Annotated in this window: 25 protein-coding genes and 1 other RNA gene; 13 read left to right on the top strand and 13 right to left on the bottom strand. The window is 73.3% G+C overall.

All coding sequences use genetic code 11. From position 1 onward, the window contains the following. Window positions 1-39: 39 nt before the first annotated feature. Window positions 40-840 (top strand): site-2 protease family protein, encoded by an 801-nt coding sequence (locus tag ACWEEU_RS11765; RefSeq protein ID WP_451731179.1) that lies wholly within the window; start codon window positions 40-42, stop codon window positions 838-840. Window positions 841-852: 12 nt separating this feature from the next. On the opposite strand, the gene ACWEEU_RS11770 is transcribed toward ACWEEU_RS11765, so the two are convergent. Beyond that, window positions 853-1,038, bottom strand: coding sequence for a hypothetical protein (locus ACWEEU_RS11770; protein WP_385746887.1), 186 nt, complete (start codon window positions 1,036-1,038; stop codon window positions 853-855). Window positions 1,039-1,113: 75 nt separating this feature from the next. Further along, the gene (npdG, locus tag ACWEEU_RS11775) at window positions 1,114-1,839 is read right to left on the bottom strand and encodes an NADPH-dependent F420 reductase (protein ID WP_451731182.1); all 726 of its coding nucleotides are present in this window, start codon (window positions 1,837-1,839) and stop codon (window positions 1,114-1,116) included. A gap of 115 nt (window positions 1,840-1,954) precedes the next feature. Between npdG and ACWEEU_RS11780 the strand changes: the two genes are divergently transcribed. Beyond that, window positions 1,955-2,551: a hypothetical protein gene (locus ACWEEU_RS11780; protein ID WP_385746891.1), complete on the top strand. Its 597-nt coding sequence runs from the start codon at window positions 1,955-1,957 to the stop codon at window positions 2,549-2,551. Window positions 2,552-2,669: 118 nt separating this feature from the next. On the opposite strand, the gene ACWEEU_RS11785 is transcribed toward ACWEEU_RS11780, so the two are convergent. Beyond that, window positions 2,670-2,903 carry a hypothetical protein gene (locus ACWEEU_RS11785; RefSeq protein WP_385746893.1) on the bottom strand — a complete coding sequence of 78 codons (234 nt, stop codon included), beginning with the start codon at window positions 2,901-2,903 and terminating at the stop codon, window positions 2,670-2,672. 58 nt (window positions 2,904-2,961) lie between these two features. Here ACWEEU_RS11785 and map point away from each other — a divergent pair, with 58 nt between their 5' ends. Then, window positions 2,962-3,819 (top strand): type I methionyl aminopeptidase, encoded by an 858-nt coding sequence (gene map / locus ACWEEU_RS11790; RefSeq protein ID WP_385746895.1) that lies wholly within the window; start codon window positions 2,962-2,964, stop codon window positions 3,817-3,819. 20 nt (window positions 3,820-3,839) lie between these two features. Here the strand turns inward: map and ACWEEU_RS11795 are convergent, their stop codons facing one another. Next, a complete protein-coding gene (locus tag ACWEEU_RS11795) occupies window positions 3,840-4,484 on the bottom strand; it encodes a PhzF family phenazine biosynthesis protein (protein WP_385746897.1) in 645 nt (214 codons plus the stop codon). A 214-nt stretch (window positions 4,485-4,698) separates the two neighbouring features. On the opposite strand from ACWEEU_RS11795, the gene efeO reads away from it, so the two are divergent. Genes efeO through ACWEEU_RS11815 form a run of 4 tightly spaced genes read left to right on the top strand, consistent with a single transcriptional unit; the run spans window position 4,699 to window position 8,989 of the window. Further along, window positions 4,699-5,835, top strand: coding sequence for an iron uptake system protein EfeO (gene efeO, locus ACWEEU_RS11800; protein WP_385746899.1), 1,137 nt, complete (start codon window positions 4,699-4,701; stop codon window positions 5,833-5,835). Window positions 5,836-5,858: 23 nt separating this feature from the next. Continuing rightward, complete coding sequence (gene efeB, locus ACWEEU_RS11805; protein ID WP_451731186.1) at window positions 5,859-7,121, top strand: iron uptake transporter deferrochelatase/peroxidase subunit; 1,263 nt, start codon at window positions 5,859-5,861, stop codon at window positions 7,119-7,121. A 3-nt stretch (window positions 7,122-7,124) separates the two neighbouring features. Further along, entirely contained in the window at window positions 7,125-7,973 is an 849-nt protein-coding gene (gene efeU / locus ACWEEU_RS11810) for an iron uptake transporter permease EfeU (protein ID WP_385746903.1), read from the top strand. A 32-nt stretch (window positions 7,974-8,005) separates the two neighbouring features. Then, a complete protein-coding gene (locus ACWEEU_RS11815) occupies window positions 8,006-8,989 on the top strand; it encodes a hypothetical protein (RefSeq protein WP_451731189.1) in 984 nt (327 codons plus the stop codon). A gap of 17 nt (window positions 8,990-9,006) precedes the next feature. On the opposite strand, the gene ACWEEU_RS11820 is transcribed toward ACWEEU_RS11815, so the two are convergent. The 5 genes from ACWEEU_RS11820 to ACWEEU_RS11840 all read right to left on the bottom strand — a co-directional run bounded on the left by ACWEEU_RS11820 (window position 9,007) and on the right by ACWEEU_RS11840 (window position 14,879). Continuing rightward, window positions 9,007-9,750 (bottom strand): bifunctional DNA primase/polymerase, encoded by a 744-nt coding sequence (locus tag ACWEEU_RS11820; protein ID WP_385746907.1) that lies wholly within the window; start codon window positions 9,748-9,750, stop codon window positions 9,007-9,009. 168 nt (window positions 9,751-9,918) lie between these two features. Beyond that, on the bottom strand, window positions 9,919-10,911 hold the full coding sequence (locus ACWEEU_RS11825) for a small ribosomal subunit Rsm22 family protein (RefSeq protein WP_451731192.1): 993 nt from the start codon (window positions 10,909-10,911) through the stop codon (window positions 9,919-9,921). Window positions 10,912-10,945: 34 nt separating this feature from the next. Further along, on the bottom strand, window positions 10,946-11,995 hold the full coding sequence (locus ACWEEU_RS11830; protein ID WP_451731195.1) for a serine hydrolase domain-containing protein: 1,050 nt from the start codon (window positions 11,993-11,995) through the stop codon (window positions 10,946-10,948). A 77-nt stretch (window positions 11,996-12,072) separates the two neighbouring features. Next, entirely contained in the window at window positions 12,073-13,482 is a 1,410-nt protein-coding gene (locus ACWEEU_RS11835) for a multidrug effflux MFS transporter (RefSeq protein ID WP_451731198.1), read from the bottom strand. 125 nt (window positions 13,483-13,607) lie between these two features. After that, window positions 13,608-14,879 carry a D-alanyl-D-alanine carboxypeptidase family protein gene (locus ACWEEU_RS11840; RefSeq protein WP_451731201.1) on the bottom strand — a complete coding sequence of 424 codons (1,272 nt, stop codon included), beginning with the start codon at window positions 14,877-14,879 and terminating at the stop codon, window positions 13,608-13,610. 236 nt (window positions 14,880-15,115) lie between these two features. On the opposite strand from ACWEEU_RS11840, the gene ACWEEU_RS11845 reads away from it, so the two are divergent. Then, window positions 15,116-15,661, top strand: a complete 546-nt coding sequence (locus ACWEEU_RS11845; RefSeq protein WP_385746917.1) for a DoxX family protein — start codon at window positions 15,116-15,118, stop codon at window positions 15,659-15,661. A gap of 57 nt (window positions 15,662-15,718) precedes the next feature. Continuing rightward, the gene (cutA, locus tag ACWEEU_RS11850; RefSeq protein WP_385746919.1) at window positions 15,719-16,042 is read left to right on the top strand and encodes a divalent-cation tolerance protein CutA; all 324 of its coding nucleotides are present in this window, start codon (window positions 15,719-15,721) and stop codon (window positions 16,040-16,042) included. 28 nt (window positions 16,043-16,070) lie between these two features. Here the strand turns inward: cutA and rnpB are convergent. Continuing rightward, an RNA gene (gene rnpB / locus ACWEEU_RS11855) (RNase P RNA component class A) lies at window positions 16,071-16,470 on the bottom strand. A gap of 105 nt (window positions 16,471-16,575) precedes the next feature. Here rnpB and yaaA point away from each other — a divergent pair. After that, window positions 16,576-17,358, top strand: coding sequence for a peroxide stress protein YaaA (gene yaaA, locus ACWEEU_RS11860; protein WP_451731205.1), 783 nt, complete (start codon window positions 16,576-16,578; stop codon window positions 17,356-17,358). Between the two features lie 64 nt (window positions 17,359-17,422). Beyond that, the gene (gene eda / locus ACWEEU_RS11865; RefSeq protein WP_451731208.1) at window positions 17,423-18,061 is read left to right on the top strand and encodes a bifunctional 4-hydroxy-2-oxoglutarate aldolase/2-dehydro-3-deoxy-phosphogluconate aldolase; all 639 of its coding nucleotides are present in this window, start codon (window positions 17,423-17,425) and stop codon (window positions 18,059-18,061) included. 69 nt (window positions 18,062-18,130) lie between these two features. On the opposite strand, the gene ACWEEU_RS11870 is transcribed toward eda, so the two are convergent. Genes ACWEEU_RS11870 through ACWEEU_RS11880 form a run of 3 tightly spaced genes read right to left on the bottom strand, consistent with a single transcriptional unit; the run spans window position 18,131 to window position 21,185 of the window. Beyond that, a complete protein-coding gene (locus ACWEEU_RS11870; RefSeq protein WP_451731211.1) occupies window positions 18,131-19,531 on the bottom strand; it encodes a bifunctional RNase H/acid phosphatase in 1,401 nt (466 codons plus the stop codon). A 47-nt stretch (window positions 19,532-19,578) separates the two neighbouring features. Next, window positions 19,579-20,322: a zinc ribbon domain-containing protein gene (locus ACWEEU_RS11875; protein WP_385746943.1), complete on the bottom strand. Its 744-nt coding sequence runs from the start codon at window positions 20,320-20,322 to the stop codon at window positions 19,579-19,581. Continuing rightward, the gene (locus ACWEEU_RS11880) at window positions 20,319-21,185 is read right to left on the bottom strand and encodes a Nif3-like dinuclear metal center hexameric protein (RefSeq protein ID WP_451731214.1); all 867 of its coding nucleotides are present in this window, start codon (window positions 21,183-21,185) and stop codon (window positions 20,319-20,321) included. The genes ACWEEU_RS11875 and ACWEEU_RS11880 overlap by 4 nt, the downstream gene beginning before the upstream one ends. Window positions 21,186-21,382: 197 nt before the next feature. Here ACWEEU_RS11880 and ACWEEU_RS11885 point away from each other — a divergent pair, with 197 nt between their 5' ends. Both ACWEEU_RS11885 and ACWEEU_RS11890 read left to right on the top strand, forming a co-directional pair. Further along, complete coding sequence (locus ACWEEU_RS11885) at window positions 21,383-22,585, top strand: hypothetical protein (protein WP_451731217.1); 1,203 nt, start codon at window positions 21,383-21,385, stop codon at window positions 22,583-22,585. A gap of 103 nt (window positions 22,586-22,688) precedes the next feature. After that, entirely contained in the window at window positions 22,689-22,883 is a 195-nt protein-coding gene (locus tag ACWEEU_RS11890) for a hypothetical protein (RefSeq protein ID WP_385746930.1), read from the top strand. The last annotated feature ends 194 nt before the right edge of the window (window positions 22,884-23,077 follow it).

Below are 23,077 nucleotides of genomic sequence, written 5' to 3' on the forward strand. Positions count from 1 at the left end.
GTTCCGCTTCACCCGGAACACGCCCTTCAGGAGCCGCCCATGACCACCGCAGCGACCCGTCCCGCCGACCGCCGGGTCAGTCCCGTCTTCGTCGGAATCCTGGCCGTGGCGGCGGTGACCGGCTGGGCGACCTGGACCGGGTTCGCCGCGCGGCCCGGGCTCGCGGTGTTCCTGTTCGTGACGGCGGCCTGGGTGGTCTCGCTGTGCCTGCACGAGTACGCGCACGCGCGCACCGCGCTGCACGGCGGGGACCTCTCCATCGGCGCCAAGGGCTATCTGACGCTGAACCCGCTGAAGTACACGCACGCGCTGCTGAGCGTCGTGCTGCCGGTGCTGTTCGTGATCGCGGGCGGGATCGGTCTGCCCGGCGGCGCGGTGTTCATCGAGCGCGGCCGGATCCGGGGCCGCTGGCGGCACAGCCTGATCTCGGCGGCGGGCCCGCTGACGAACGTGGCGTTCGCGCTGGTGTGCGCGGCGCCGTTCTGGCTGGGCGTGGCGGGCGGTGTGCCGCGCGACTTCCGGTACGCGCTGGCGTTCCTCGCCCTGCTCCAGGTGAGCGCGGCGATCCTGAACTTCCTGCCCGTGCCCGGCCTGGACGGCTACGGCGTGATCGAGCCGTGGCTGCCGTACGGGATCAAGCGCCAGCTGGAGACGTTCGCCCAGTTCGGCATGTTGCTCGTCTTCGCGCTGCTGTGGGTGCCCTCGGTGAACGCGGCCTTCTTCGACCTGGTCTACGGCGTGCTGCGCGCCCTGGGTGTCGGGGACGGGGTCTCCGACTGCGGCTACTGGCTCTACCGCTTCTGGAGCGAGGCCCCGGCGTACTGCTCGGTCGGCCCGTGACGGACTCGGCCGTCAGCCCGTGACGGACTTGGCGGCGGCGCCCCGGCTCCGCTTGAAGTAGAACCAGCTCATGTTGGAGGTCAGCCCCGCGAGCAGCACCCAGACGATCCCGAGCCAGCTCCCCTGGACGAACGAGACGACGGCCGCGGCCAGGGAGAGGACGCAGACGGCGAGGGTGACGAGGGCGATGCGGGGCATGGGGTCGGCTCCTGTCGGGGGACACTGCTACGCGCACCAGTGTCCCCCATGGGCCGCCCACGCCCGGCGCCGGTGTCACACGTCCGTGACGCGCAGCCCGGCGTGTGCCTTGTAGCGGCGGTTGGTGGAGATCAGGTTCGCGACGAGCCCCTCCACCTGGTGGGCGTTGCGCAGCCGCCCGGCGAAGACGCCGCGCATACCGGGGATGCGCGCGGCCAGTGCCTGCACGATGTCGGTGTCGGCGCGCTTGTCGCCGAGGACCATCACATCGGTGTCGATCTCGTCGATCTCCGGGTCCTCCAGGAGGACGGCGGACAGGTGGTGGAAGGCGGCGGTGACCCGGGAGTCCGGGAGCAGCGCCTCGGCCTGCTGGGCGGCGCTGCCCTCCTCGACGGTGAGCGCGTAGGCACCCTGCTTGTCGAAGCCGAGCGGGTTGACGCAGTCCACGACGAGCTTGCCCGCGAGGTCCTCGCGGAGCGACTTCAGGGTGTCGGCGTGGCCGTCCCACGGCACGGCGACGATCACGACGTCGCTGCGGCGCGCGGTCTCGGCGTTGCCGGCGCCCTCGACGCCGTGACCCAGCTCCTCGGCGGCCGCGTGGGCGCGCTCGGCGGAGCGGGAGCCGACGATCACCTTCTGGCCCGCCCTGGCGAGCCGGTACGCGAGCCCCTTGCCCTGCGGGCCGGTGCCGCCGATGACGCCGACGACCAGGCCGGAGACGTCGGGCAGGTCCCAGGGGTCCTTGGCCGGGGCCTTCGCGGGGGCGGATGCGGCGGTCTGTGCGCTGTCGCTGGTGGTCATGGCCCGACTCTACGTCCGCGCCGCCTCGCGCACCCGCGCGGGTGAGTCCTCGGTTCGGGCGAACCTGAAGTGAACTGCGGGACGAAGGGGACCGGTTGAGGCAGGATGCGGGCGCATGGACGCCGTACGGGTCGCGCTGCTGCGCGAAGTGCTCGCCGGGACGGAGTGGTTGGGGGCCACCCGCCGGTTCGCGGGGGTGCTGCGCGGCTCGGTGACGGCGCACGGCGGCGGGCTGCTGCTCGCCGGGACGCCGGAGTACGAGCCCTGGCATCTGGCGGCCCACCTGGTGGACGAGGCGGCCTGGTCGGGGACGCCGGAGCTGGCCCCCACCCTGGTGCGCCACCACGCCCGCCCCTCCGACCCCGCGCATCTGGCGGTCGGCCCGGGCCGGATCGCGGAGGCGCGCCGGGGCGAGACCCTGCTGGTGGTGGCCCCGGACGAACCGGCGGCGCTGCTGGAGCGGGTCCACACCGCCCGCCGCGCCGGGGTGACCGTGCTGGCGCTCGGCGCGGGCGACGGCGAGCTGGCCGCGATGGCCCACGACGTGCTGGCCGTCCCCGAGGGCGCCGAGCTGGACCTGGACAGCGTGCAGCACCTGGTGAGCGCGGCGGCGGGCGAGAACGCGGGCCCGCCGAGAGCGCGGCGGGGTTTCAAGGACCGGCTGTCGCGGCTCGCGGAGATCCTGACGGCACCTCCCGCGGCGCCCTGGTAGGACGCCGGGTCCGGCAGGCCGCCGCAGCCGGGAGAGCGCCGGAAGACACCGCCGCCCCGGCGGAGGCGGTCACGCGCGCTGTCACCGGGGCGGTCGGGTACGGGCAGGGACGCGACCGTCAGGCCGTGTCGCCGTCCTCGCCGGAGGGGGCGTTCTGCCAGCGGGGGTCCTTCTCCCACTCCTCGTTGCGCTCGTGGGCGGTCTCCATGGCGTTCCGGGCCTCGTCCGGCGTGGCGTACGGGCCGAAGCGGTCCTTGCCGGGGCAGTCGGGGCCCTCCTCGACCTTCTTGTGCTCCAGGCAGTAGTACCACTCGCCCGGCTTGCCCTGGGCGCGCTTCTTGAACACGGACATCAACGGCTCCTCTCGCCACACACATGTTCCCCCATGCCCGCTGGTTAGACTCGCTGGCATGTCTGGCCAGTCGCTGCTCGTACCAGGGGAGCTGTCTCCCACCCGTCCGGTGCCCGGAAACATCCGGCGTCCCGAGTACGTCGGAAAGCCCGCGCCTGTTCCGTACACCGGTCCGGAGGTGCAGACGCCCGAGACGATCGAGGCCATGCGCGTCGCCGGCCGGATCGCCGCCCGGGCGATGGAGGAGGCGGCGAAGATCATCGCCCCCGGCGTCACCACGGACGAGCTGGACAAGGTCGCGCACGACTACATGTGCGACCACGGCGCCTATCCCTCGACCCTGGGCTACCGGGGCTTCCCCAAGTCCCTGTGCACGTCCGTCAACGAGGTCATCTGCCACGGCATCCCCGACTCGACGGTCCTCAGGGACGGCGACATCGTCAACCTGGACGTGACCGCGTACATCGGCGGGGTGCACGGCGACAACAACGCGACCTACCTCGTCGGCGAGGTGGACGAGGAGTCCCGCCTGCTGGTCGAGCGCACCCGTGAGGCGCTGAACCGGGCGATCAAGGCGGTGAAGCCCGGCCGTCAGATCAACATCATCGGCCGGGTCATCGAGTCCTACGCCAAGCGCTTCGGCTACGGCGTCGTGCGGGACTTCACCGGGCACGGCATCAACTCGTCGTTCCACTCCGGGCTGATCGTCCCGCACTACGACTCCCCGCACGCCACCACCGTGATCCAGCCGGGCATGACCTTCACCATCGAGCCGATGCTGACGCTCGGCACCCACGAGTACGACATGTGGGACGACGGCTGGACCGTGGTGACCAAGGACCGCAAGCGCACGGCCCAGTTCGAGCACACGCTGGTGGTGACGGACAGCGGGGCGGACATCCTGACGCTGCCGTAGGCGGCGCCGCGGAAGCCGGGTCAGCGTTCCAGCACGACCCGGCCGCCGACCTCCACCCAGCCGTGCGGCTGGGGCGCGGTGAGGATCTGGGAGCCCACGCCCTGGGTGATGTTGAGCGCCCGGCCCAGTCGGTCGGTGAGGAGGAGGGCGGCCGCGCCGGTCGCCTCGTCCTCGTCGATGCCGTCGTTCCGGCCGGGGAAGGCGCGGGCGCGCACCCGGCCGGCCGCCTCGTCCTCCCACGCCCAGGCGTAGATCCACTCGCCCGGCGGCGGCACCTCCAGGGCGTCGACCTCGGCGGCGCTCGCGTACTGGCGCAGGGTGCGCGGCGGGGCCCACTCCGCGCGGGCCTCGATCCAGGTGAACTCGCCGTCGAGCCGGGTGCCGACCTCCCCGGCGGGCGTGACCAGTTCGGGCACGTCGAGCAGCCAGGCGGTGCCGACGCAGGGATGGCCGGCGAAGGGCAGCCGGGAGGTGGGGGTGTAGATGTCGATCACTCCGCGCTCGGGGTCGTCCACGAACACGGTCTCGCTGAAGCCGAGTTTGGCGGCGAGCTCCTGCCGGTCGTCACGCTCGGGCACCAGCGAGCCGTTGCGGACGACACCGAGTTCGTTGCCGTAGCCGCCGGTGGGTCCGCAGAAGACGCGGAGAACGTCGTAGTCAGTCACCCGCGCATTGAAGCATCGCGACCGCTTGGGGTGCTCTTTGCCTTTCCTTGGTGTCGCCTTTGAGGTGCCGACATCAAGTCGTGTCTGTGATCTTTTCGTGCGGTTCGAATGCCGTACCCGGCGGTTACCGCCGGACTAAGGCTCGGGTAAGTTAGGCAAGCCTCACCAAATCGAATGGGCGGGTTTGGCGCCGCCCTGACCGCATGGAGCCCGTATGCGAGCCGCCCGTCCGATCGCGATCGCCGCCACCCTGGCGGCCGCGGTGACCGCCCTGTCGGCCTGCACGGCCAAGAGCGACGCCAAGGACGGCGACGCCATCCAGGTCACCGCCGCCGACTCGACGTGCAAGACCTCCACGAAGTCCGTCCCGGCGGGCCAGGTCACCCTGAAGATCGAGAACACGGGCTCGCGGGCCACCGAGGTCGAGATCCTCTTCCCGGACGACCGGATCGTCTCCGAGAAGGAGAACATCGGCCCGGGCACCAAGTACACGCTCACCGCCGAGGTGAAGGCGGGCTCGTACGAGATCGCGTGCCGCCCGGGGATGCGGGGCCACGGCGTCCGGCAGAAGCTCGCCGTGACCGGCTCGGGTACGGCCGCCAAGCGCAACCCGGCGCTGGACGAGGCCGTCGCGGGCTACCGCCAGTACGCCCAGGACCAGGCGGACCAGACGATCCCCCGCGTCCGGACCTTCGCCAAGGCGATCGAGGCCGGTGACCTCGCCGCCGCGAAGAAGGCGTACGCGCCCTCCCGCCTCGGCTGGGAGCGCACCGAGCCGGTCGCGGAGTCCTTCGGTGACATCGACCCGAAGGTGGACACCCGCGCCGACGGCCTGGAGGACGGCCAGAAGTGGACCGGCTGGCACAAGCTGGAGAAGTCCCTCTGGCAGGACAAGAAGATCACCGCGGCGGACAAGAAGCTCGCCGCCGAGCTGGTCACCGACCTCACCGACTGGCAGAAGCGCGTCGGCAAGGCCGAGATCACCCCGACCTCGATGGCCAACGGCGCCAAGGAACTCCTCGACGAGGTCGCCACCGGCAAGATCACCGGTGAGGAGGACCGCTACTCGCACACCGACCTGGTGGACTTCAAGGCCAACGTGGAGGGCGCGCAGCAGGCGTACGAGCTGCTGAAGCCGGCCGCCGCCAAGAACGACCCGGCGCTCACCGCCGAACTGGACAAGCAGTTCGGTGCGTTGGACAAGCTGCTGGACAAGTACCGCGCGGACAAGGCGTCCTACGACTTCGTCTCCTACGACAAGGTCACCAAGGCCCAGCGCAAGGAGCTGTCCGACGCGGTGAACGCCCTCGCGGAGCCGCTGTCGAAGCTCGCCGCCGCGGTCGTCAAGTAGCAGCGCAAGCACAGGAGTCGGTGATGACCGAGAAACCGCGCAACGGCGGTCCCTCGCGGCGCGCGCTGATCGGCTGGAGCGGGGCCGGGCTGGCGCTCGGCGCCGCCGCCACGGGCGGCACGATGGCGCTGACCGGGAAGGACGACCACCTGGGTCTGGCGTCCGCCGACACGGGCGGCGCGGTCGCCTTCCACGGCGCGCACCAGGCGGGCATCGCCACGCCGGTGCAGGACCGGCTGCACTTCGCCGCGTTCGACGTGAAGACCGAGGACCGCGCCGAGTTCGTCCGGTTGCTGAAGGACTGGACCGAGGCGGCGCGCCGGATGACGGCGGGCAGGGCGGTCGGCGAGGGCGCCTACGGCGGGCTCGCCGAGGCGCCGCCGGACGACACCGGGGAGGCGCTGGGGCTGAAGCCCTCGCGCCTCACCCTGACGATCGGCTTCGGGCCCTCGCTCTTCGAGCGGTTCGGCCTCACCGACCGGCGCCCGGCCGCCCTCGCGGACCTGCCGAAGTTCCCCGGCGACAACCTGGAGAAGTCCCGCACCGGGGGCGACCTCTGTGTGCAGGCGTGCGCGGACGATCCGCAGGTCGCCGTGCACGCGATCCGCAACCTGGCCCGCATCGGCTTCGGCAAGGTCGCGGTGCGCTGGTCGCAGCTCGGCTTCGGCAAGACCTCCTCGACCACCCCGGACGCCCAGACGCCCCGCAATCTCATGGGCTTCAAGGACGGCACCCGCAACATCGCGGGCACCGAGACCGCCCGGCTGAACAAGCACGTATGGGTCAACGCCTCGGACGGGGACGCCAAGTCGTCCTGGATGACCGGTGGTTCGTATCTGGTCGCGCGGCGCATCCGGATGAACATCGAGACCTGGGACCGCACCTCGCTCCAGGAGCAGGAGGACGTGTTCGGCCGGGACAAGCGCGAGGGCGCCCCGGTCGGCAAGGCCAAGGAGCACGACGCGCCGTTCCTGAAGGCGATGAAGCCGGACGCCCATGTGCGCCTGGCCCACCCGGACTCCAACAACGGGGTCACCATCCTGCGCCGGGGCTACTCCTTCACCGACGGCACCGACGGGCTCGGCCGCCTGGACGCGGGGCTGTTCTTCCTGGCCTACCAGCGTGACGTGCGCGAGGGGTTCATCCCGCTCCAGCGCCGGCTCTCCGCGCACGACGCGCTCAACGAGTACATCCAGCACGTGGGTTCCGCGGTCTTCGCGATCCCGCCCGGTGTCCGGGACTCCGCCGACTGGTGGGGCCGGACGCTGTTCTCCGAGGAGGCGTAGTCCGTGTTCTCCAACTATCTGATCGGTCTGCGCGAAGGTCTCGAGGCGTCGCTCGTCGTCTGCATCCTGATCGCCTATCTGGTCAAGACCGGCCGCCGGGACGCGCTCCGGCCGATCTGGCTCGGCATCGGCGTGGCGATCCTGCTCGCGATGGGCTTCGGCTGCGCTCTCGAATTCGGCTCCCAGGAGCTGACGTTCAAGGCGCAGGAGGGGCTCGGCGGCTCGCTGTCCGTCATCGCCGTCGGGCTCGTGACGTGGATGGTGTTCTGGATGCGGCGCACCGCCCGGCACCTCAAGAGCGAGCTGCACGGGCGGCTGGACACGGCCCTCGCCATGGGCACCGGCGCGCTGGTCGCCACCGCGTTCCTCGCCGTGGGCCGCGAGGGCCTGGAGACCGCCCTGTTCGTGTGGGCCTCGGTGCACGCGGCCGGTGACGGCACCCCGCGCCCGCTGATCGGCGCCGCCCTCGGTCTCGCGACGGCCGTGCTGCTCGGCTGGCTGTTCTACCGGGGCGCGCTGCGCATCAACCTGGCCAAGTTCTTCACCTGGACCGGCGGGATGCTGGTGGTGGTCGCGGCGGGCGTGCTGGCGTACGGCTTCCACGACCTCCAGGAGGCGGGCGTGATCCCCGGCCTGACCGACCTGGCCTTCGACATCAGCGGCCTCATCCCGCCGGACAGCTGGTACGGCACCCTGCTCAAGGGTGTGCTCAACTTCCAGCCGGACCCGACGGTCGTCCAGCTCACCGTCTGGCTGCTCTACCTGGTCCCGGTGCTGACCCTGTTCCTGCTCGACCCGGGCGTCACGGCGAAGCTGCGCGGTCGCGAGCGGGTGGAGAGCACCTCCCGGTAGGGTTCGCCTCCGGGAAGGGGTGAGCGGTACTCATGGGCAGGAATCGGGTTCGGCGCCGGGGACGGAAGGCCGTCATAGCGGCCGCGCTGACCGCGGCGGTGTCGCTGACGGCGAGCGGCTGCGTGGTGGTGCACGGCGAACGCGCGATGATCCCCGCGGCCACCCGTACCGACGCCGCGAAGGCGCTGGCCCGGTTCACCGAGGCGTACAACAAGGCCGACCGGGCCTACGACAGTTCCCTGGACGAGGACCATGTCACCGGCGCCCTCGCCGACATCGACTCGGCCCGGCTGCGCGCGGGGCATGCCAACCATCCGGACGGCAACCCCGCGCACACTCCGCTGAAGCTGACGGACGCGAAGTTCACGATCCCGAAGAAGCCCGGCTGGCCGCGTTGGTTCGTCGCGGACGCCCTCGGCAACAAGGGCGGCTCCGCGCGCTGGCTGCTGGTGTTCACCCGTCAGTCGATGGGCGCGCCCTGGCAGGTGGCGTATCTGACCGTGCTCGCGCCCGGCGCCGTACCGAAGTTCAAGACGGACGCGGACGGCTTCGCGGAGGCGGTGCCCGCCGACGCGACCGGGCTCGCCGTGCCGCCGGCCGAGCTGAGCGGCACGTACGCCGCGTATCTGAAGAGCGGCGGGACGAGCTTCGCGAACGGCCCGAGCACCAGCGGGCTGCGCACCGTACGGCAGCAGCAGGCGCGCAAGCCGGGGCTGGTCCGGCAGTACATCGACGAGACGCTGGACCGGGGTGCCTACGCGCCGCTCGCGCTGCGCACCGAGGACGGCGGCGCGCTGGTCTTCTTCGCCTCCCGGTACTACGAGAAGCAGACCGCCGCGGCGGGCACGTCCGTGCCCGTGCCCAACCAGGACGTGCGCGCGCTGACCAAGGGCGAGGTCAGGCAGTCCCTGACGATGGAGTTCGTCTCCAACGAGACCGCACTGGTCCCGGCCGGCAGCGGGCGGGTGTCGGTGCTGGGGCGGGTGCAGGGGCTGACGTCGGCGCGGGGGGCGTAGCCGCTTCCGGGCGTCGGTCAGTGCCGCAGCGGCCAGGCGCCGGCGGAGTGGTCGGCTTCCGCCGTGCCCGCGTGCCGGGCGCAGGCGTCGGTCAGCGCCTCGAGGAGGGTCAGCGGCTCGGGCAGCGGGTGCTCGGGGCCGCGTACCCAGCGGACCTGTCGGTCGCCGTCGCCGCCGGGCAGGCGGGCGGGGGGCACCAGGACGTAGGAGCCCCGGCAGTGCCAGCGCATTCCGGGGTGTTCGTCCATGGTCTCGGGGTGGCAGTCCAGTTCGCAGGGCCACCACTCGTCCTCGTCCTCGGGGGTGCCCCGGGTGAGGGTGAAGAACAGCATCCGGCCGTCGTCGCTCTCGGCGACCGGGCCGACCTCGGCGCCGGAGGAGAGCAGCCGGTCGAGGGCCTCGCGTCCGGCGGCCAGGGGGACGTCGAGGACGTCGTGGACCATGCCGGTGGCGGTGATGAAGTTGGCCTCGGGCTGCTCGCGGGCCCAGCGCTCGATCCGGGCGCGGTCGGTGGTCGACTGGGTCTGCCAGGCGAAGGAGACCGGGTGGCGGCCGGGGGTCGGACAGCCGACGCGGTCGCAGGAACAGCCGTAGCCCGGGGCGGGGTGCGCGGCGGGGGCGAGGGGCAGTCCGGCAGCGGCGGCGGCGAGCAGCAGCGCCTCACGGCCGTCGTCGGCGGACGTCTCCTTGGGCCGGCGTCCGCGCAGCCACTGGGAGATCTTGCCCTGCCGGCCGGACCGGCCGCCGAACGTCGCGCTCATCTATCCCCTCGCATCGCTGTGGTGCGGACAGCATGTCTCATCGTCCCATCTTCCTGCTCCCCGGGGGACCGGAGCGCGTATGTGAAGGAATCCGGCGAGACATGCCTCACAATCGAGGCGGTTTGACCGCTTTCACCCACTGATTGTGAGGTTTGCCAGGGGATCGCGTCACGCGGGGTCGTACGGGGGCCAGGCGTCGCCCCACTCGGCGTCGCGGGCGGCCCTGTACAGGTCGCCGTGCCGCTTGGTGACCGTCGTACGGCCGAGCCGGTCGTCGGCCTCGCACAGGTCGAGCAGCACCTGTCCCTTGCGGATCTGGGGGCGCCGGACGACGCGGTTCAGGGCGGGTTCGGCGGGCAGCCTGGTGGCGGCGACGTAGCTGAACTTCTCGTCCTCATAGGCCAGGGAGCCGCCCTTGACCTGCCGGTGCAGCGAGGAGCGGCTGACCCGGGCGGAGAAGTGGCACCAGTCGGTGCCGGGCACGATCGGGCATCGGGCGCTGTGCGGGCAGGGCGCGGCGATGCGGAACCCGGCCGCGATCAGCCGGTCGCGGGCCTCGATGATCCGCGCGTACCCGGCCGGGGTGCCCGCCTCCACGATCACCACGGACCGCGCGGCGCCGGCGGCGGCGTCGACGAGGGCCGTGCGGTCGTTCTCCGACAGCTCGTTGAGCACGTACGACACGGTGACCAGGTCGGTCTCGGCGAGGTCGAGCGCTGCCCCGATGCGGGCCCGCTCCCAGCGCGCCCCGGCCAGACCGGGGTGGGCCGCGGCGATCTCCCGCCCGAGCGCGAGCGCGGGCTCGGCCCAGTCCAGCACGGTGACCGGTCGCGTGCCGTCCCAGGTGGCGGCGACGGCCCAGGTCGCGGCCCCCGTCCCGCCGCCGATGTCCACATGGCTCCCGGGCACCCACTGCGGCACCGCGTCCGCGAACGCGCCCAGCGCCGACCGCACGGCCTCGAAGGTCGCGGGCATCCGGTACGCCGCGTAGGCGGCCACATCGGCCCGGTCCCGCAGGATCGGCGCGTTCGTCGGGGTGTCCCCCCGGTAGTTGGCGATCAACCGCTCGACGGCCGCGGTCGCCTGGCGCGGCGGCAGCCCGTCGAGCACCCCGGCGAGGGTGGCGCGGAGGGTGTCGGCTGGGGAGGAGGGGGCGTTCACCTGTCGATTGTCGCAGGCGGTGGGCGGCCTCCGGTCAGGCGTCGCGGACCGCTCGGAACAGGTGGGTGGCCAGGCTCGCGCGGGGGGTGTTCGCGCGGGGGCGGCGGACGGGGTGGACCGTGTTGGCCATCAGGACGAGGTAGGTGTCCGTGGCCGGGTCCAGAACCAGGGAGGTGCCGGTGAAGCCGGTGTGGCCCGCGGCGCCCCGGCCCGCCAGCTCGCCCATGAACCAGGGCTGGTCCACGGCGAAGCCCAGTCCGGGGGCGGTGAGCAGGAGTTCCACGAAGTCGGGACCGAGGATGCGGGCGGGGCCGTAGCCGCCGCCCGCGAGGAGGGTGCGGCAGAAGACGGCGAGGTCGGGGGCGGTGGAGAAGAGGCCGGCGTGGCCCGCGACACCGCCGAGCGCCCAGGCGTTCTCGTCGTGCACCACGCCCCGGAGCATCCCCCGGTCCGCCTTGGCCCACGGCCGCCGCTGGTCCTCGGTGGCGGCCGCGCCGGGGCACGGTCCGAAACGGGTCGCGGTCATGCCGAGCGGGCGGGTGATGCCGTCCGCGATCAGGGTGTCCAGGCGGCGTCCGGTGATCCGCTCCAGGACGAACTGGAGCAGGATCAGGTTGAGGTCGGAGTAGAGATACCGGCCGGGCTCCGCGCTCGGCGCCTCCGCGCGCAGCAGGTCCATCCGCACGGCGGCGTTCGGGCAGTCGTAGAGCGGGAGTTCGGGGCGCAGCCCGGAGGTGTGGGTGAGCAACTGCCTTACGGTCACGCCGTTTTCGGCGACACCGGTGAACTCCGGGAGATACGCGCCGATCCGGGCGTCGATCCCGAGCGTGCCGCGCTCGATCTGCTGCACGGCGGCGACGGAGGTGAAGAGCTTGGTGAGCGAGGCGAGGTCGAAGGGCGTGTCCACGGTCGCCGGAACCCTCGCGGCGGGCGGGAGTTCGACACCGGCGTCGGCCTGGGGGTCGTACGAGGCGTAGCGCACCGCCCAGCCCGTCGCCTCGGCCACCGCGATCACCGGACCGCGCCCCGCCACCGCGACGGCACCGGCGGCCCAGGGGTGAGGGCCTTCGGTGAGGGAGCGCAACTCGGCTTCGAGGAGCGCGAGTTCGGCGGCGTCGAGCCCGGCCCGCTCGGGGGTGCCGGCGCGCAGTCTCGGGGTGCTCAGCTCTCCGCTCCCTTCGGGTGCGCGGTCATGTCGGCGGCGGGGTGCGTGTGCGTGTCGGCGGCTGTGACCTCGGTGAGCCCTGCCTCGGTGAACCCTGCCTCCGTGAGCCCTGCCTCCGTGGGTATCGGCTCGGTGAGCTTCGGCTCGGCCGTCCGCCACGGCCGGACCAGCCCCACGAAGCAGGCGGCGGCGACCAGCGCCCCCGCCAGCTGCACGACCGCCATCGGCACCGCCGTCCGCTCCCCCGCGATCCCGACCAGCGGAGACGCCACCGCGCCGATGAGGAACGAGGACGTACCGAGCAGCGCCGAGCCGGAACCCGCCGCGTGCCGGGTGCGCAGCAGGGCGAGGGACTGGGCGTTGGGCAGGGTGAAGCCCATCGCGGACATCAGCGTGAAGAGCGCGGCGGCGACGGGTACGAGGCCCACCCGGCCGAAGACCCCGGTGGACATCAGCAGCAGCCCGGTCGCGGCGAGCACGATCACCGCGAGTCCGCAGGCGAACACCCGGTCCAGCCGGACCCTGCCGACCAGCAGCTTGCCGTTGATCTGCCCGGCGGCCACCAGGCCCACCGAGTTGAGCCCGAAGAGCAGGCTGAAGGTCTGGGGGGAGGCGCCGTAGACCTCCTGCACGACGAAGGGCGAGGCGGAGACGTAAGCGAACAGCGCGGCGAAGGCGAAGCCGCCCGCGAGCATGTACCCGGTGAAGGGCAGGTCGGCCAGGAGCCCGCGCATCGTCCGCAGGGACTCCCCCACCCCGCCCCGGTGCCGGTCGGCCGGCGCCAGTGTCTCGGGCAGCCGCCACCACACCAGCGCGGTGAGCACGGCACCGATCCCGGTCAGCACGACGAACACGCCCCGCCAGTCCGTGAACCGCAGGATCTGTCCCCCGATCAGCGGGGCGACGATCGGCGCGGTGCCCGATATCAGCATCAGGGTGGAGAAGAAGCGGGCCATGGCCACGCCGTCGTGGAGGTCCCGTACGACCGCCCGCGCGATGACGATCCCGGCCGCGCCCGCGAGTCCCTGCGCCAGCCGGAAGGCGACCAGCGTCCCCACGTCGGGCGCGAACGCGCACAGCGCGGTGGCGACGAGATACACCGCGAGCCCGGTCAGCAGCGGCCGGCGCCGCCCCCACCGGTCGCTCATGGGCCCGACGACCAGTTGCCCGAGCGCCATCCCGGCCAGGCACGCGGTCAGCGTGAGCTGCACACTCGCGGCGGGCGCGTGCAGCGCGCGGGTGACCTCAGGCAGCGACGGGAGATACATGTCCATCGCCAGCGGCGTCGTCGCGGTCAGCGCGCCCAGCAGGAACGTGACCAGCATCCGCCCCCCTCGCCCTGCGCCGGCCGGCGCGCCACCGCCGGAGGCATGCCGCGTCCCCGGCGCCGCCATGTGCTCGGTCATACGTCCCCTCCTCGGACTCCCGGACGACCCCGGAGGCCCTCCATGTTCTCAGGAACCGGGGGCTCGGGGTCGGTGGCTCAGGAGTCGGAGACCAGGGGCCCTGGGGCCAGGCCCTCGGCAGGGGCTCAGCGGCGGTGGCGGCCGCCGGCGTCCGTCTCCGGCGTTTCCGCGGTCTCCGGCGACTCCCTCGGCGCGGGCGCGGAGTCCGGCGCAGGGGCACCCGTCTCGTCCGCCGGCGGAGCCGTACGGCCGCGGCGGCGGCGCAGCGCGGCCCACGTGCCGCCGCCGACGAGGAGGGCCGTGAGCGCGGCGCCCTCGGTGACGCGTACGCCGGAGGGGCCCTTGGTGTTCGCGGCCGAGGCGTGGGCGGCCGCCGGGGCTTTGCCGCCCACGGGCGCGGGGCGGGAGGTCGCGGGGACGCCCGGCTCGACGAGCGTGCCGATCGCGCGGGCCGAACCGCCGTGCGTGAAGCCCCAGTCGAGGAGCGCGGCGGTCTGCTCGTAGACGGCGTTGCTGCCCTCGGCGGGGTGCATGACGGTGACCAGCAGGGTGCGGCCACGCCGGGTGGCGGCACCGGTGAAGGTGTTGCCCGCGTGGCTGGTGTAGCCGTTCTTGACGCCTATCAGTCCCTCGTACGGGGTCAGCCCCCACGCGCCGGTGAGCAGGCGGTCGGTGTTCTGGATCTGGAAGGTCTTCTTGCCGCCCGCCGGGAAGTCGGCGGTGCGCGTGCCGCAGTAGGCGCGGAAGTCGGCGTCCTTCAGACCCTGGCGGGCGAAGAGCGTGAGGTCGTACGCCGAGGAGATCTGCCCCTTGTGGTCGAAGCCGTCGGGGCTGACGACATGGGTGTCGAGGGCGTGCAGATACTCCGCGCGCTCCTGCATCTCGGCGACGGTCTTCGCGACGCCGCCGTTCATGTGGGAGAGCACGTGCACCGCATCGTTGCCGGAGCGCAGGAAGACGCCCTGCCAGAGCTGCTCGACGGTGTAGGTGATGCCTGGCTTGATCCCGACCAGGCTGGAACCGGCCGGGATGTCGGCGAGGTCGGCCTCGGTGACCCGGTAGCGCTGGGCGCGGTCGAACTTCTTCAGCACCGTGTCCGCGAACAGCATCTTCAGGGTGGACGCGGGGGCGAGGTGCCGGTGCGCGTCGTACGAGGCGATGATCTCCCCGCTGTCGGCGTCGGCGACGAGCCACGCGCGGGCGGTGAGCTTCTTGGGCACTCCGGTGGCGCCGCGCACCTGGACGCCCTTGCGGGCGAGCTGCTCGCCGCCGACCACACCGGTGGTCTCGGCGGCGTAGGCGGGGGCTGCGCCCCGGGAGACGCTCAGGGAAACGGGGAGGGCGGCCGCAGTGAGCCCGAGGACGGCACGTCGGCTGAGCCGGGAACATTCACGCACCCCGGGACCGTACACCGCCTCGAACAGCCGTTTCCCTCCGGGAGGCGGGTTCCGGCCCAGGAATTTGCTCTCTTATGAAGATCGGCCCGGCGCCCCGTCGTCACATCGGCACCACCGTCTCCACCCGCCGCCCCCGCATACCTCTCCACCCGAACGCCCGTCCCGACGCGCCCGGCGCCCGAGGGCCTGCGACGGTGGAAACGGTGGTAGCCACGCGGAACCCGGAGGAGAGTCTCATGGGCTGTTACGACCGACGCGACGTTGGCCTGTTGCTGCTCCGCCTCGGCACGGGCGGAGTGCTCGCGGCGCACGGCGCGCAGAAGCTGTTCGGCTGGTTCGGCGGGCACGGCCTGGAGGGCACGGGCCAGTTCATGGAGTCCGTCGGCTTCGCGCCGGGCCGGCGCAGCGCGACGATGGCGGGCCTCGCGGAGGCGGGCGGCGGTGTCCTGCTCGCGCTCGGCCTCGCGACCCCGGCGGCGGGCGCGGCGGCGGCAGGCGCGATGGCCGGCGCGGCGGCGGTCCACGTCCCCAACGGCTTCTTCGCCCAGGGCGGCGGCTACGAGTACGCGGCCAGCCTCGGTCTGTCCGCCACCGGCCTCGCCGTCACCGGTCCCGGCCGTCTCTCCCTCGACCACGCGCTCGGTCACGTCCTCGACCGCGGCTGGATGGTCCCGGCCGCCCTCGGCGTCACGGCCGCCGCCACGGCCGCGGTGATCGGCGCCCGCAACAAGCGGCTGCGCGAGAGCGTGACGGTGGAGCAGGAGATGCTCTTCGAGGAGTGACCGCCACCCGGTCGCCCCGGGTACGGTCCCCGGAGACCGTACGAAGGAGACGCACCCGTGGCCGAGCACCTCACCGTCCTGACCACCACCGACGCCCCCGACAAGGCCCACACCCTGGCCACCGGCGCGATCGAGCACCGCGTCGCCGCCTGCGCCCAGATCGACGGCCCGGTCACCAGCGTCTACCGCTGGGACGGCGCGGTCCGCTCCGAGCACGAATGGCGCATCCACTTCAAGACGACCGCCGACCGCTACGACGCCCTGGAGGCGTACATCCGGGCCCATCACGACTACGACACCCCGGAGATCATCGCGACCCCCGTCGTACGGGGCAGCGAGGCGTATCTGGCGTGGGTGAGCGGGGAGACGGCGGAGGGCTGAGCCGGGGCCCTCGCGGGCACGGGGGCGGCAGACGAGTCGGGCTGTACGCCGGATTTTGTCGCCGGGCGGCCTCGCGGCCGGCCGGGAGACGGCCATCCATCTAGGACCGGCGTTGCCGCCGGCCTCGTGCGGTCTACCCGCGGACTCGGGCGGGCAGCCCTCGATCGTCCGCGCAGAAGCACCGGAGTGCTTCCTTTTGACCTTGCTCCGGGTGGGGTTTACCTAGCTGCCCAGGTCACCCTGGGCACTGGTGGTCTCTTACACCACCGTTTCACCCTTACCGAGGACCGAGGTCCCCGGCGGTCTGTTTTCTGTGGCACTGTCCCGCGAGTCGCCTCGGGTGGCCGTTAGCCACCACCCTGCCCTGTGGAGTCCGGACGTTCCTCGGGAAGCCCGCAAGGGCTCCACGCGGCCGTCCGCCCGGCTCGTCTGCCGTACCGACCATGCTACCGGGCGCGGGAGGCCGGGCCGACCGGAGCGGACCCCCTCGCACGCCCCGTACGCTGGCGCGGAGGCGAGATGAAGGAGTACCCGTGCTTGTCCTGCTGCCGCCCTCGGAGGGTAAGGCGTCCTCGGGCCGTGGCGCCCCGCTGAACCTGGAGTCGCTGTCCCTGCCCGGGCTCACCGACGCGCGGCGGGCCGTGCTCGGGGAGCTGGTCGAGCTGTGCGCCGGGGACGCCGACAAGGCGCGCGAGGTGCTGGGGCTGAGCGAGGGGCTGCGCGGGGAGGTCGCGAAGAACGCGGAGCTGCTTACCGCCGGGGCGCGTCCCGCCGGGGAGATCTACACCGGGGTCCTCTACGACGCCCTGGACCTCGCCTCGCTCGACCCCGCCGCGAAAAGGCGTGCCGCCCGCTCGCTGCTGGTCTTCTCCGGCCTCTGGGGCGCCCTCGGCGTCACCGACCGCATCCCCTCCTACCGTTGCTCGATGGGCGTCAAGCTCCCCGGCCTCGGCGCCCTCGCCGCGCACTGGCGCGAGCCGATGGCCGAGGTCCTCCCCGAGGCGGCCGACCGCGGGCTGGTCCTCGACCTGCGCTCGGCCGCGTACGCCGCCGCGTGGAAGCCGAAGGGCGAGGTGGCGGGGCGCACCGCGACCGTACGGGTGCTGCACGCGCCCACCCGCAAGGTGGTCAGCCACTTCAACAAGGCGACGAAGGGGCGGATCGTGCGCGCCCTGCTGTCCGCCGGGGCCGCGCCCGCCGGTCCGGCCGAGCTGGTCGTCGCGCTGCGGGACCTCGGGTACGAGGTGGAGGCGGAGGCGCCGGGCCGCGGCGGCAAGCCGTGGGCGCTGGACGTGCTGGTGGACGAGGTGCACTGACCGGCTGTTGCACCATGCGCAACGCCCGTTGCGGAGGCTGGTCGGGCTCGGCACGATGTCGGTCATGACCTCGCCCTCCTCCGTGCTGGACCTCGCGCCCGTCCTGCCCGTCGTGGTTCTCGCCGACCCCGCCGACGCCGTACCGCTCGCGCGGGCCCTCGTCTCCGGGGGTCTGCCCGCGATCGAGGTGACGCTGCGGACCCCGGCCGCGCTCGACGCCATCCGCGCGATCGCCGCCGAGGTGCCGGAGGCGGTGGTGGGCGCGGGGACCGTCATCACGCCGGGTCAGGTCGCGGAGTGCGCGGCGGCGGGGGCGCGGTTCCTGGTCAGCCCCGGCTGGACGGACGGCCTGCTCGCCGCCATGAGCGCGTCCGGCCTGCCGTACCTTCCCGGGGTCTCCACCGCCTCGGAAGTGGTCGCCCTGCTGGAGCGCGGCGTACGGGAGATGAAGTTCTTCCCCGCGGAGGCAGCGGGCGGCGCGGCCTATCTCCGTTCCCTGGCGGGCCCGTTGCCCCAGGCCCGTTTCTGCCCGACGGGCGGGATCGGGACGGGGAACGCGGACGAGTATCTGGCCTTGTCCAACGTGGGATGCGTGGGCGGCAGTTGGATGGTTCCGGGGGATGCGGTGGCCGCGCGGGACTGGGGGCGGGTGGAGGAACTGGCACGGGGGGCGGCGAGGCTCAGGGGCGCGGAGTGCCGTTGAGGAGCCGCGCGCCGAGGACCCGGACGCGTCGCGTCACCGCGGCGGCGCACGCCCTGGGCGCCGCCGAGCTCAGGGACGCAGGTGCGAGGTGTCGTTGAACAGACGCACGCTCGCGTTCCCGTCGCGGTAGTACGCCACCGCCGACAGTGAGGCGGCCGACAGTTCCATGCGGAACAGCGACTCGGGCGGGGCGCCGAGGGCGAGTCGGAGCAGGGTCTTGATGGGGGTGACGTGGGTGACCAGCAGGACGGTGCGGCCCGCGTGGGCGGCGACCAGGCGGGCGCGGGCCGCTTCGATGCGGTCGGCGGTCTCGGTGAAGCTCTCGCCGTCGCCTGTGGGGCGTACGGCCGGGTCGGCCAGCCAGGCGTTCAGGTCGTCCGGGTAGCGCTCGCGCACCTCTCCGAAGGTCAGCCCCTCCCAGGCACCGAAGTCGGTCTCGCGCAGCCCGTCCTCGACCGTCACCTCCAGCCCCAGCCGGTCCGCGACGATCCCCGCGGTCTCCCGGGTGCGGGCCAGCGGCGAGGCGACGACCGCCTGAACCGTCCCCCGGCGAGCGAGCGCCGCGGCGACCCGCTCGGCCTGCTCGCGCCCCACCTGCGACAGCGAGGGGTCGGTGCCTCCGCTCCCGGAGAAGCGCTTCTGCGGGGTGAGCGGTGTCTCGCCGTGGCGCAGCAGTACGAAGGTGGCGGGGGCGCCGAGGTCGGGAGCCGCGCTCCAGCCGGGGGCGGTAGTGGCGGCCCGGTCACCGGTGCCGGGGCCGGCGGCTGCGGGGGACGCGGCTCCGACGGTGCCGGAGGCCGACGCCGTGACGGCCCGCGCCGCGCGTCCGTCGGCAGCCGACGAAGATCCGGGTGGGGGCGCCTCCGGCGCGGCAGGCACGCCAGGTCGCTGCTCGGCCGCCGCGGCCGCCTCGACCCCCGCAGCCGGCTCGGCCCCGCGCACACCGGCCCGCAACGCCTCCCGGGCCCGAGCCGCCCCCGCGACCGCGTCCCCGGGCGGGCCCGAGGGCTCGAGCACGTCGGAACGCGTGGCCCGCGCCACCGACGGAGTCCACCGCTCGCCCCGCGCCCCCGCGTCCATCGCCTCGTTGGCCAGCCGGTCCGCGTGCTTGTTCTCGGCGCGGGGCATCCACGTGTACGTCACCCGGCCGGGCGGGAAGATCCGCGCCGCCTCCATCGCCAGCGGCTTCATGTCGGGGTGTCTGATCTTCCAGCGGCCCGACATCTGCTCGACGACGAGCTTGGAGTCCATGCGGACGCTGACACTGGCGTCGGGGTCCAGGGCGTGGGCGGCGTGGAGCCCGGCGACGAGGCCGCGGTACTCGGCGACGTTGTTGGTGGCGGTGCCGAGGTACTCGGCGGCCTCCGCCAGGGTCTCCCCCGTCGACGCGTCGCGGACGACGGCGCCGTACCCGGCGGGCCCGGGGTTGCCCCGCGACCCACCGTCGGCCTCCACGACGAACTCACGCACCGCGCACTCCCGTCACCGCGCCCGCTCCGCTGTCCGGAAGGAAGGGCCTACAGGCCCGACTCGGCCGTGCGCACGAGAATGCGCGCGCAGTTCTCGCAGCGGACCACCTTGTCCGGCGCCGCCGCGCGGATCTCGCTCAGTTCGGTGATGGCCAGCTCCTGGCGGCAGCCCTGGCAGGTGCGGGCGTACAGCTTGGCCGCGCCGATGCCGCCGCCCTGGGTGCGCAGGCGGTCGTAGAGCTTGAGCAGGTCGGCGGGGACGGACCCGGCGACGACCTCGCGCTCCTTGGTGACCGAGGCGGCCTCGGCGTCGATCTCCTGGAAGGCGGCGTCGCGGCGCGCGGTGGCGTCGTCGGTCTTGGCCTGCACGGAGGCGACCCGGTCGGTCAGCTCGGCGACCCGGGCCTGCGCGGACTCGCGGCGCTCCATGACCTCCAGGACGACCTCCTCCAGGTCGCCCTGGCGCTTGGCGAGCGAGGCGATCTCGTGCTGGAGGCTGGAGAGGTCCTTCGGCGAGGTGACGGCGCCGGAGTCCAGGCGCTGCTGGTCGCGGGAGGCGCGCTGGCGCACCTGGTCCACGTCCTGCTCGGCCTTGGTCTGCTCGCGGGCGCAGTCGCTCTCCTCGGTCTGCGCGGCCACCAGCAGGTCGCGAAGCTGGGTGAGGTCCTTGCCCAGCGTCTCGATCTCGGCGTGCTCGGGGAGCGACTTCCGCTTGTGGGCGAGCTGCTGGAGGCGGACGTCGAGGGCCTGGACGTCGAGAAGGCGGATCTGGTCGGCGGGCGCGGCGTTCAGTTGGGGGCTCCCAGGGGACTCGTGGTGGTGATGGACGCCGCGTGGGCGGTCCAGGGGTCGGTGACCGTCTTGGAGACGTGGACCCGAAGGCCCCAGTCGTGACGGTCGGAGATCTGGTCGAGCTGGGCTGCGGCCAGCTCGCACCAGGGCCACTCGGTGGCCCAGTGCGCCGCGTCGAGCAGCGCGAGCGGTCGGTGGGCGACGGACGCCTCGAACTCGGAGACCGGGTGGTGGCGCAGGTCGGCGGTGAGGAACGCGTCCACTCCGGCCGCGCGCACATGGTCGAAGAGGCTGTCGCCCGACCCGCCGCTGACGGCGACCCGGTGGACGAGGGCCTCGGGATCGCCGGCCACCCGGATGCCCTGCTGCGTGGCGGGCAGCCGCGCGGCGGCGCGGGCGGCCAGCTCGCGCACGGTCAGCGGATGGTCCAGCTCGCAGATCCGGCCCAGGCCCCGGCGGCCCTCCGGATCGGTCGGGTCGGGTACGAGAGGGGCTACGACACGGAGGTCGAGGGCACCGGCGAGCGCGTCGGAGACGCCGGGGTCGGCGGTGTCGGCGTTGGTGTGGGCGACGTGCAGGGCGACGTCGTTCTTGATGAGGGTGTGCACGACGCGGCCCTTGAAGGTGTCCGCCGCGACCGTCGTGGTCCCGCGCAGATAGAGCGGGTGGTGGGTGACCAGCAGTCCGGCACCCAGCTTCACGGCCTCCTCGACGACCTCCTGGACGGGGTCGACGGCGAACAGGACCCGGTCGACCTCCTGCTCGGGGTCGCCCGCGACCGTGCCGACCGCGTCCCAGGACTCGGCCCGCTCCGGGGGCCACAGGGTCTCCAGCGCGGCGATGACTTCAGACAGACGGGGCACGTGCCAAGGCTACCTGGCCGTTCCGGGAGGCCGTACCGGTCGGGCGCCGTACTCCCCCGCTGCCCGGCCGGGCAGCACATGAGTCGCTCTCCCTCAGAGGAATCGCTTCTGCGCCACCCGTATGTGTGAAGCCTGGCTCCGTCGGCCCCCCGCCTGTGCGTACGAAAACTAGCTTCGTCGCCGGAGGTGACCGAACGATGACGGCCTGTGCGATCGAAACCACGTCGGCCGGCGCGGACGACGGTGATCCGGAGAATCCGGAGAGCCGCGGTACGCGTCCGGCAGTACCAGCGGTGCCCGGGGCACCCGTGCCGCCGTACGCCATCACGGCGGACGGCGCGTACGCGGCACGCCTCGCGTCCGCCGGGGAGTCCTGGTTCCCCGAGCGCTGGACGCTGGACGGCCCGGAACCGTACGCGGTGCCGTTGCCCGGGAACCAGCCGGAGGAGCCCGGCACCCAGGTGCAGCCGATGGGCGACGGGCGGGTGCTGATCCACCGCCTGGTGGAGCGCCACCACGCCTTCTCCCTGCTGTACCCGACCGGCCCCGGCACGGGTGAGCTGGCGCTCGGCACGGTCGAGTGCCCCGAGCCGGAGACCCGGCTCACCCTGCTGCCCCCGGCGCCCTGCGGCACCCGCGCCTACGCCCTCGCGGTGGGCGCCCGCTCCACGGCGGTGTGGCTGGTGGCGGGCGGCGCGGCCGGGCCCGAGCGTCTGGCGGAGCTGCCGGGCCGCTGCTCGGGCGGGGTCTGGCTGGACGCCGCCGGGCGGATGCTCGCGGTGGACCGGGAGCTGGGCGGCCGTACGAAGACGGTGGTGGTGGACCTCGGGCGCGGGGGCGCGGTCACGCCGCTGCTCCAGATCGCCCCGGACAGCGACGACCGGCTGCTGCTGGCCGATCCCGACAGCGGTCTGCTGGTGATCGCCTCGGACGCGCCCTCGCCGGGGCAGGAACGATTGGGCTGGGGCGTCCTCGGCAGCACGCTGCCGGTGCGTTTCCCCAGCTCGCTGCGGTTGCCGGACTGCGCGGTGACGCCGTTCGCGATCCAGCCGGGGCAGGTGCTGATGCCGGAGAGCTGCGCGGTCGCGCTGCGTGTCGACGGCCCGCTGGGCACCTGGGTCGGTACCTGGCGCCCGGCGGAGCGCCGGGTGCGGCACCTCCCGGCCCCGGAGGGCTGGCTCGCGGGGGCGGGACTGTGGACGCCGGAGGGCGTGCTGCGGCTGCCGTACGCGACGGCGGAGACGCCCTGCGGGGTGGCGGAGCTGGCGGTGGAGGGTCCGGTCCCGACGGCGGAGGGGGCCGACGGGACGCCGGAGCGGGCGTCCGAGGAAACGGAGGCGGCCCGACCGGTTCCCCTGCAAAAGGCTCCCCTCGCCTCCTCATCGGTGGCCAACTCGTAACCGAATGGCACCGATCGGCGTGGCCGCCTGGTTTCGCCCCCTGTCCTGACGGTTAGACTCGCCCGGCCGTAAAAAGATCATGTTGACGGGGTGAAGACTTCCGATGACCGACACCAGTACGACGCAGGCGCCGTCGCCGGCCACGGACTCCGCTTGGCCGCAGCCCTACCTGGACGCGGCCGAGCCGGACGGCCACGGCAGGCACCGGGGCCAGGTGGCCTCCCAGGACGGTGAGGCGGCTCCGCGCGGCCGCCACCGCAGGCCGGGCACGGGGGCCGAGGGCCAGACGCAGGTCTGACCGGGTCGCGAGGGCGGGGGTACGGATGCGTACCCCCGCCCTTCGTCGTATCCGGGTCCCGCGCGGCGGTGACATTCGTCCCGCCCTCCCCCGGTACCCGCGTACCGCCACAGTCCGTACGTCCGCCTCTGCCGCCCGAGGGGCCCCCGCTCCTAACGTCGTAGGCATGACGGAAACGCGGGGCAGCGAAGCGA

This window comes from Streptomyces sp. NPDC005004 (assembly GCF_053600675.1).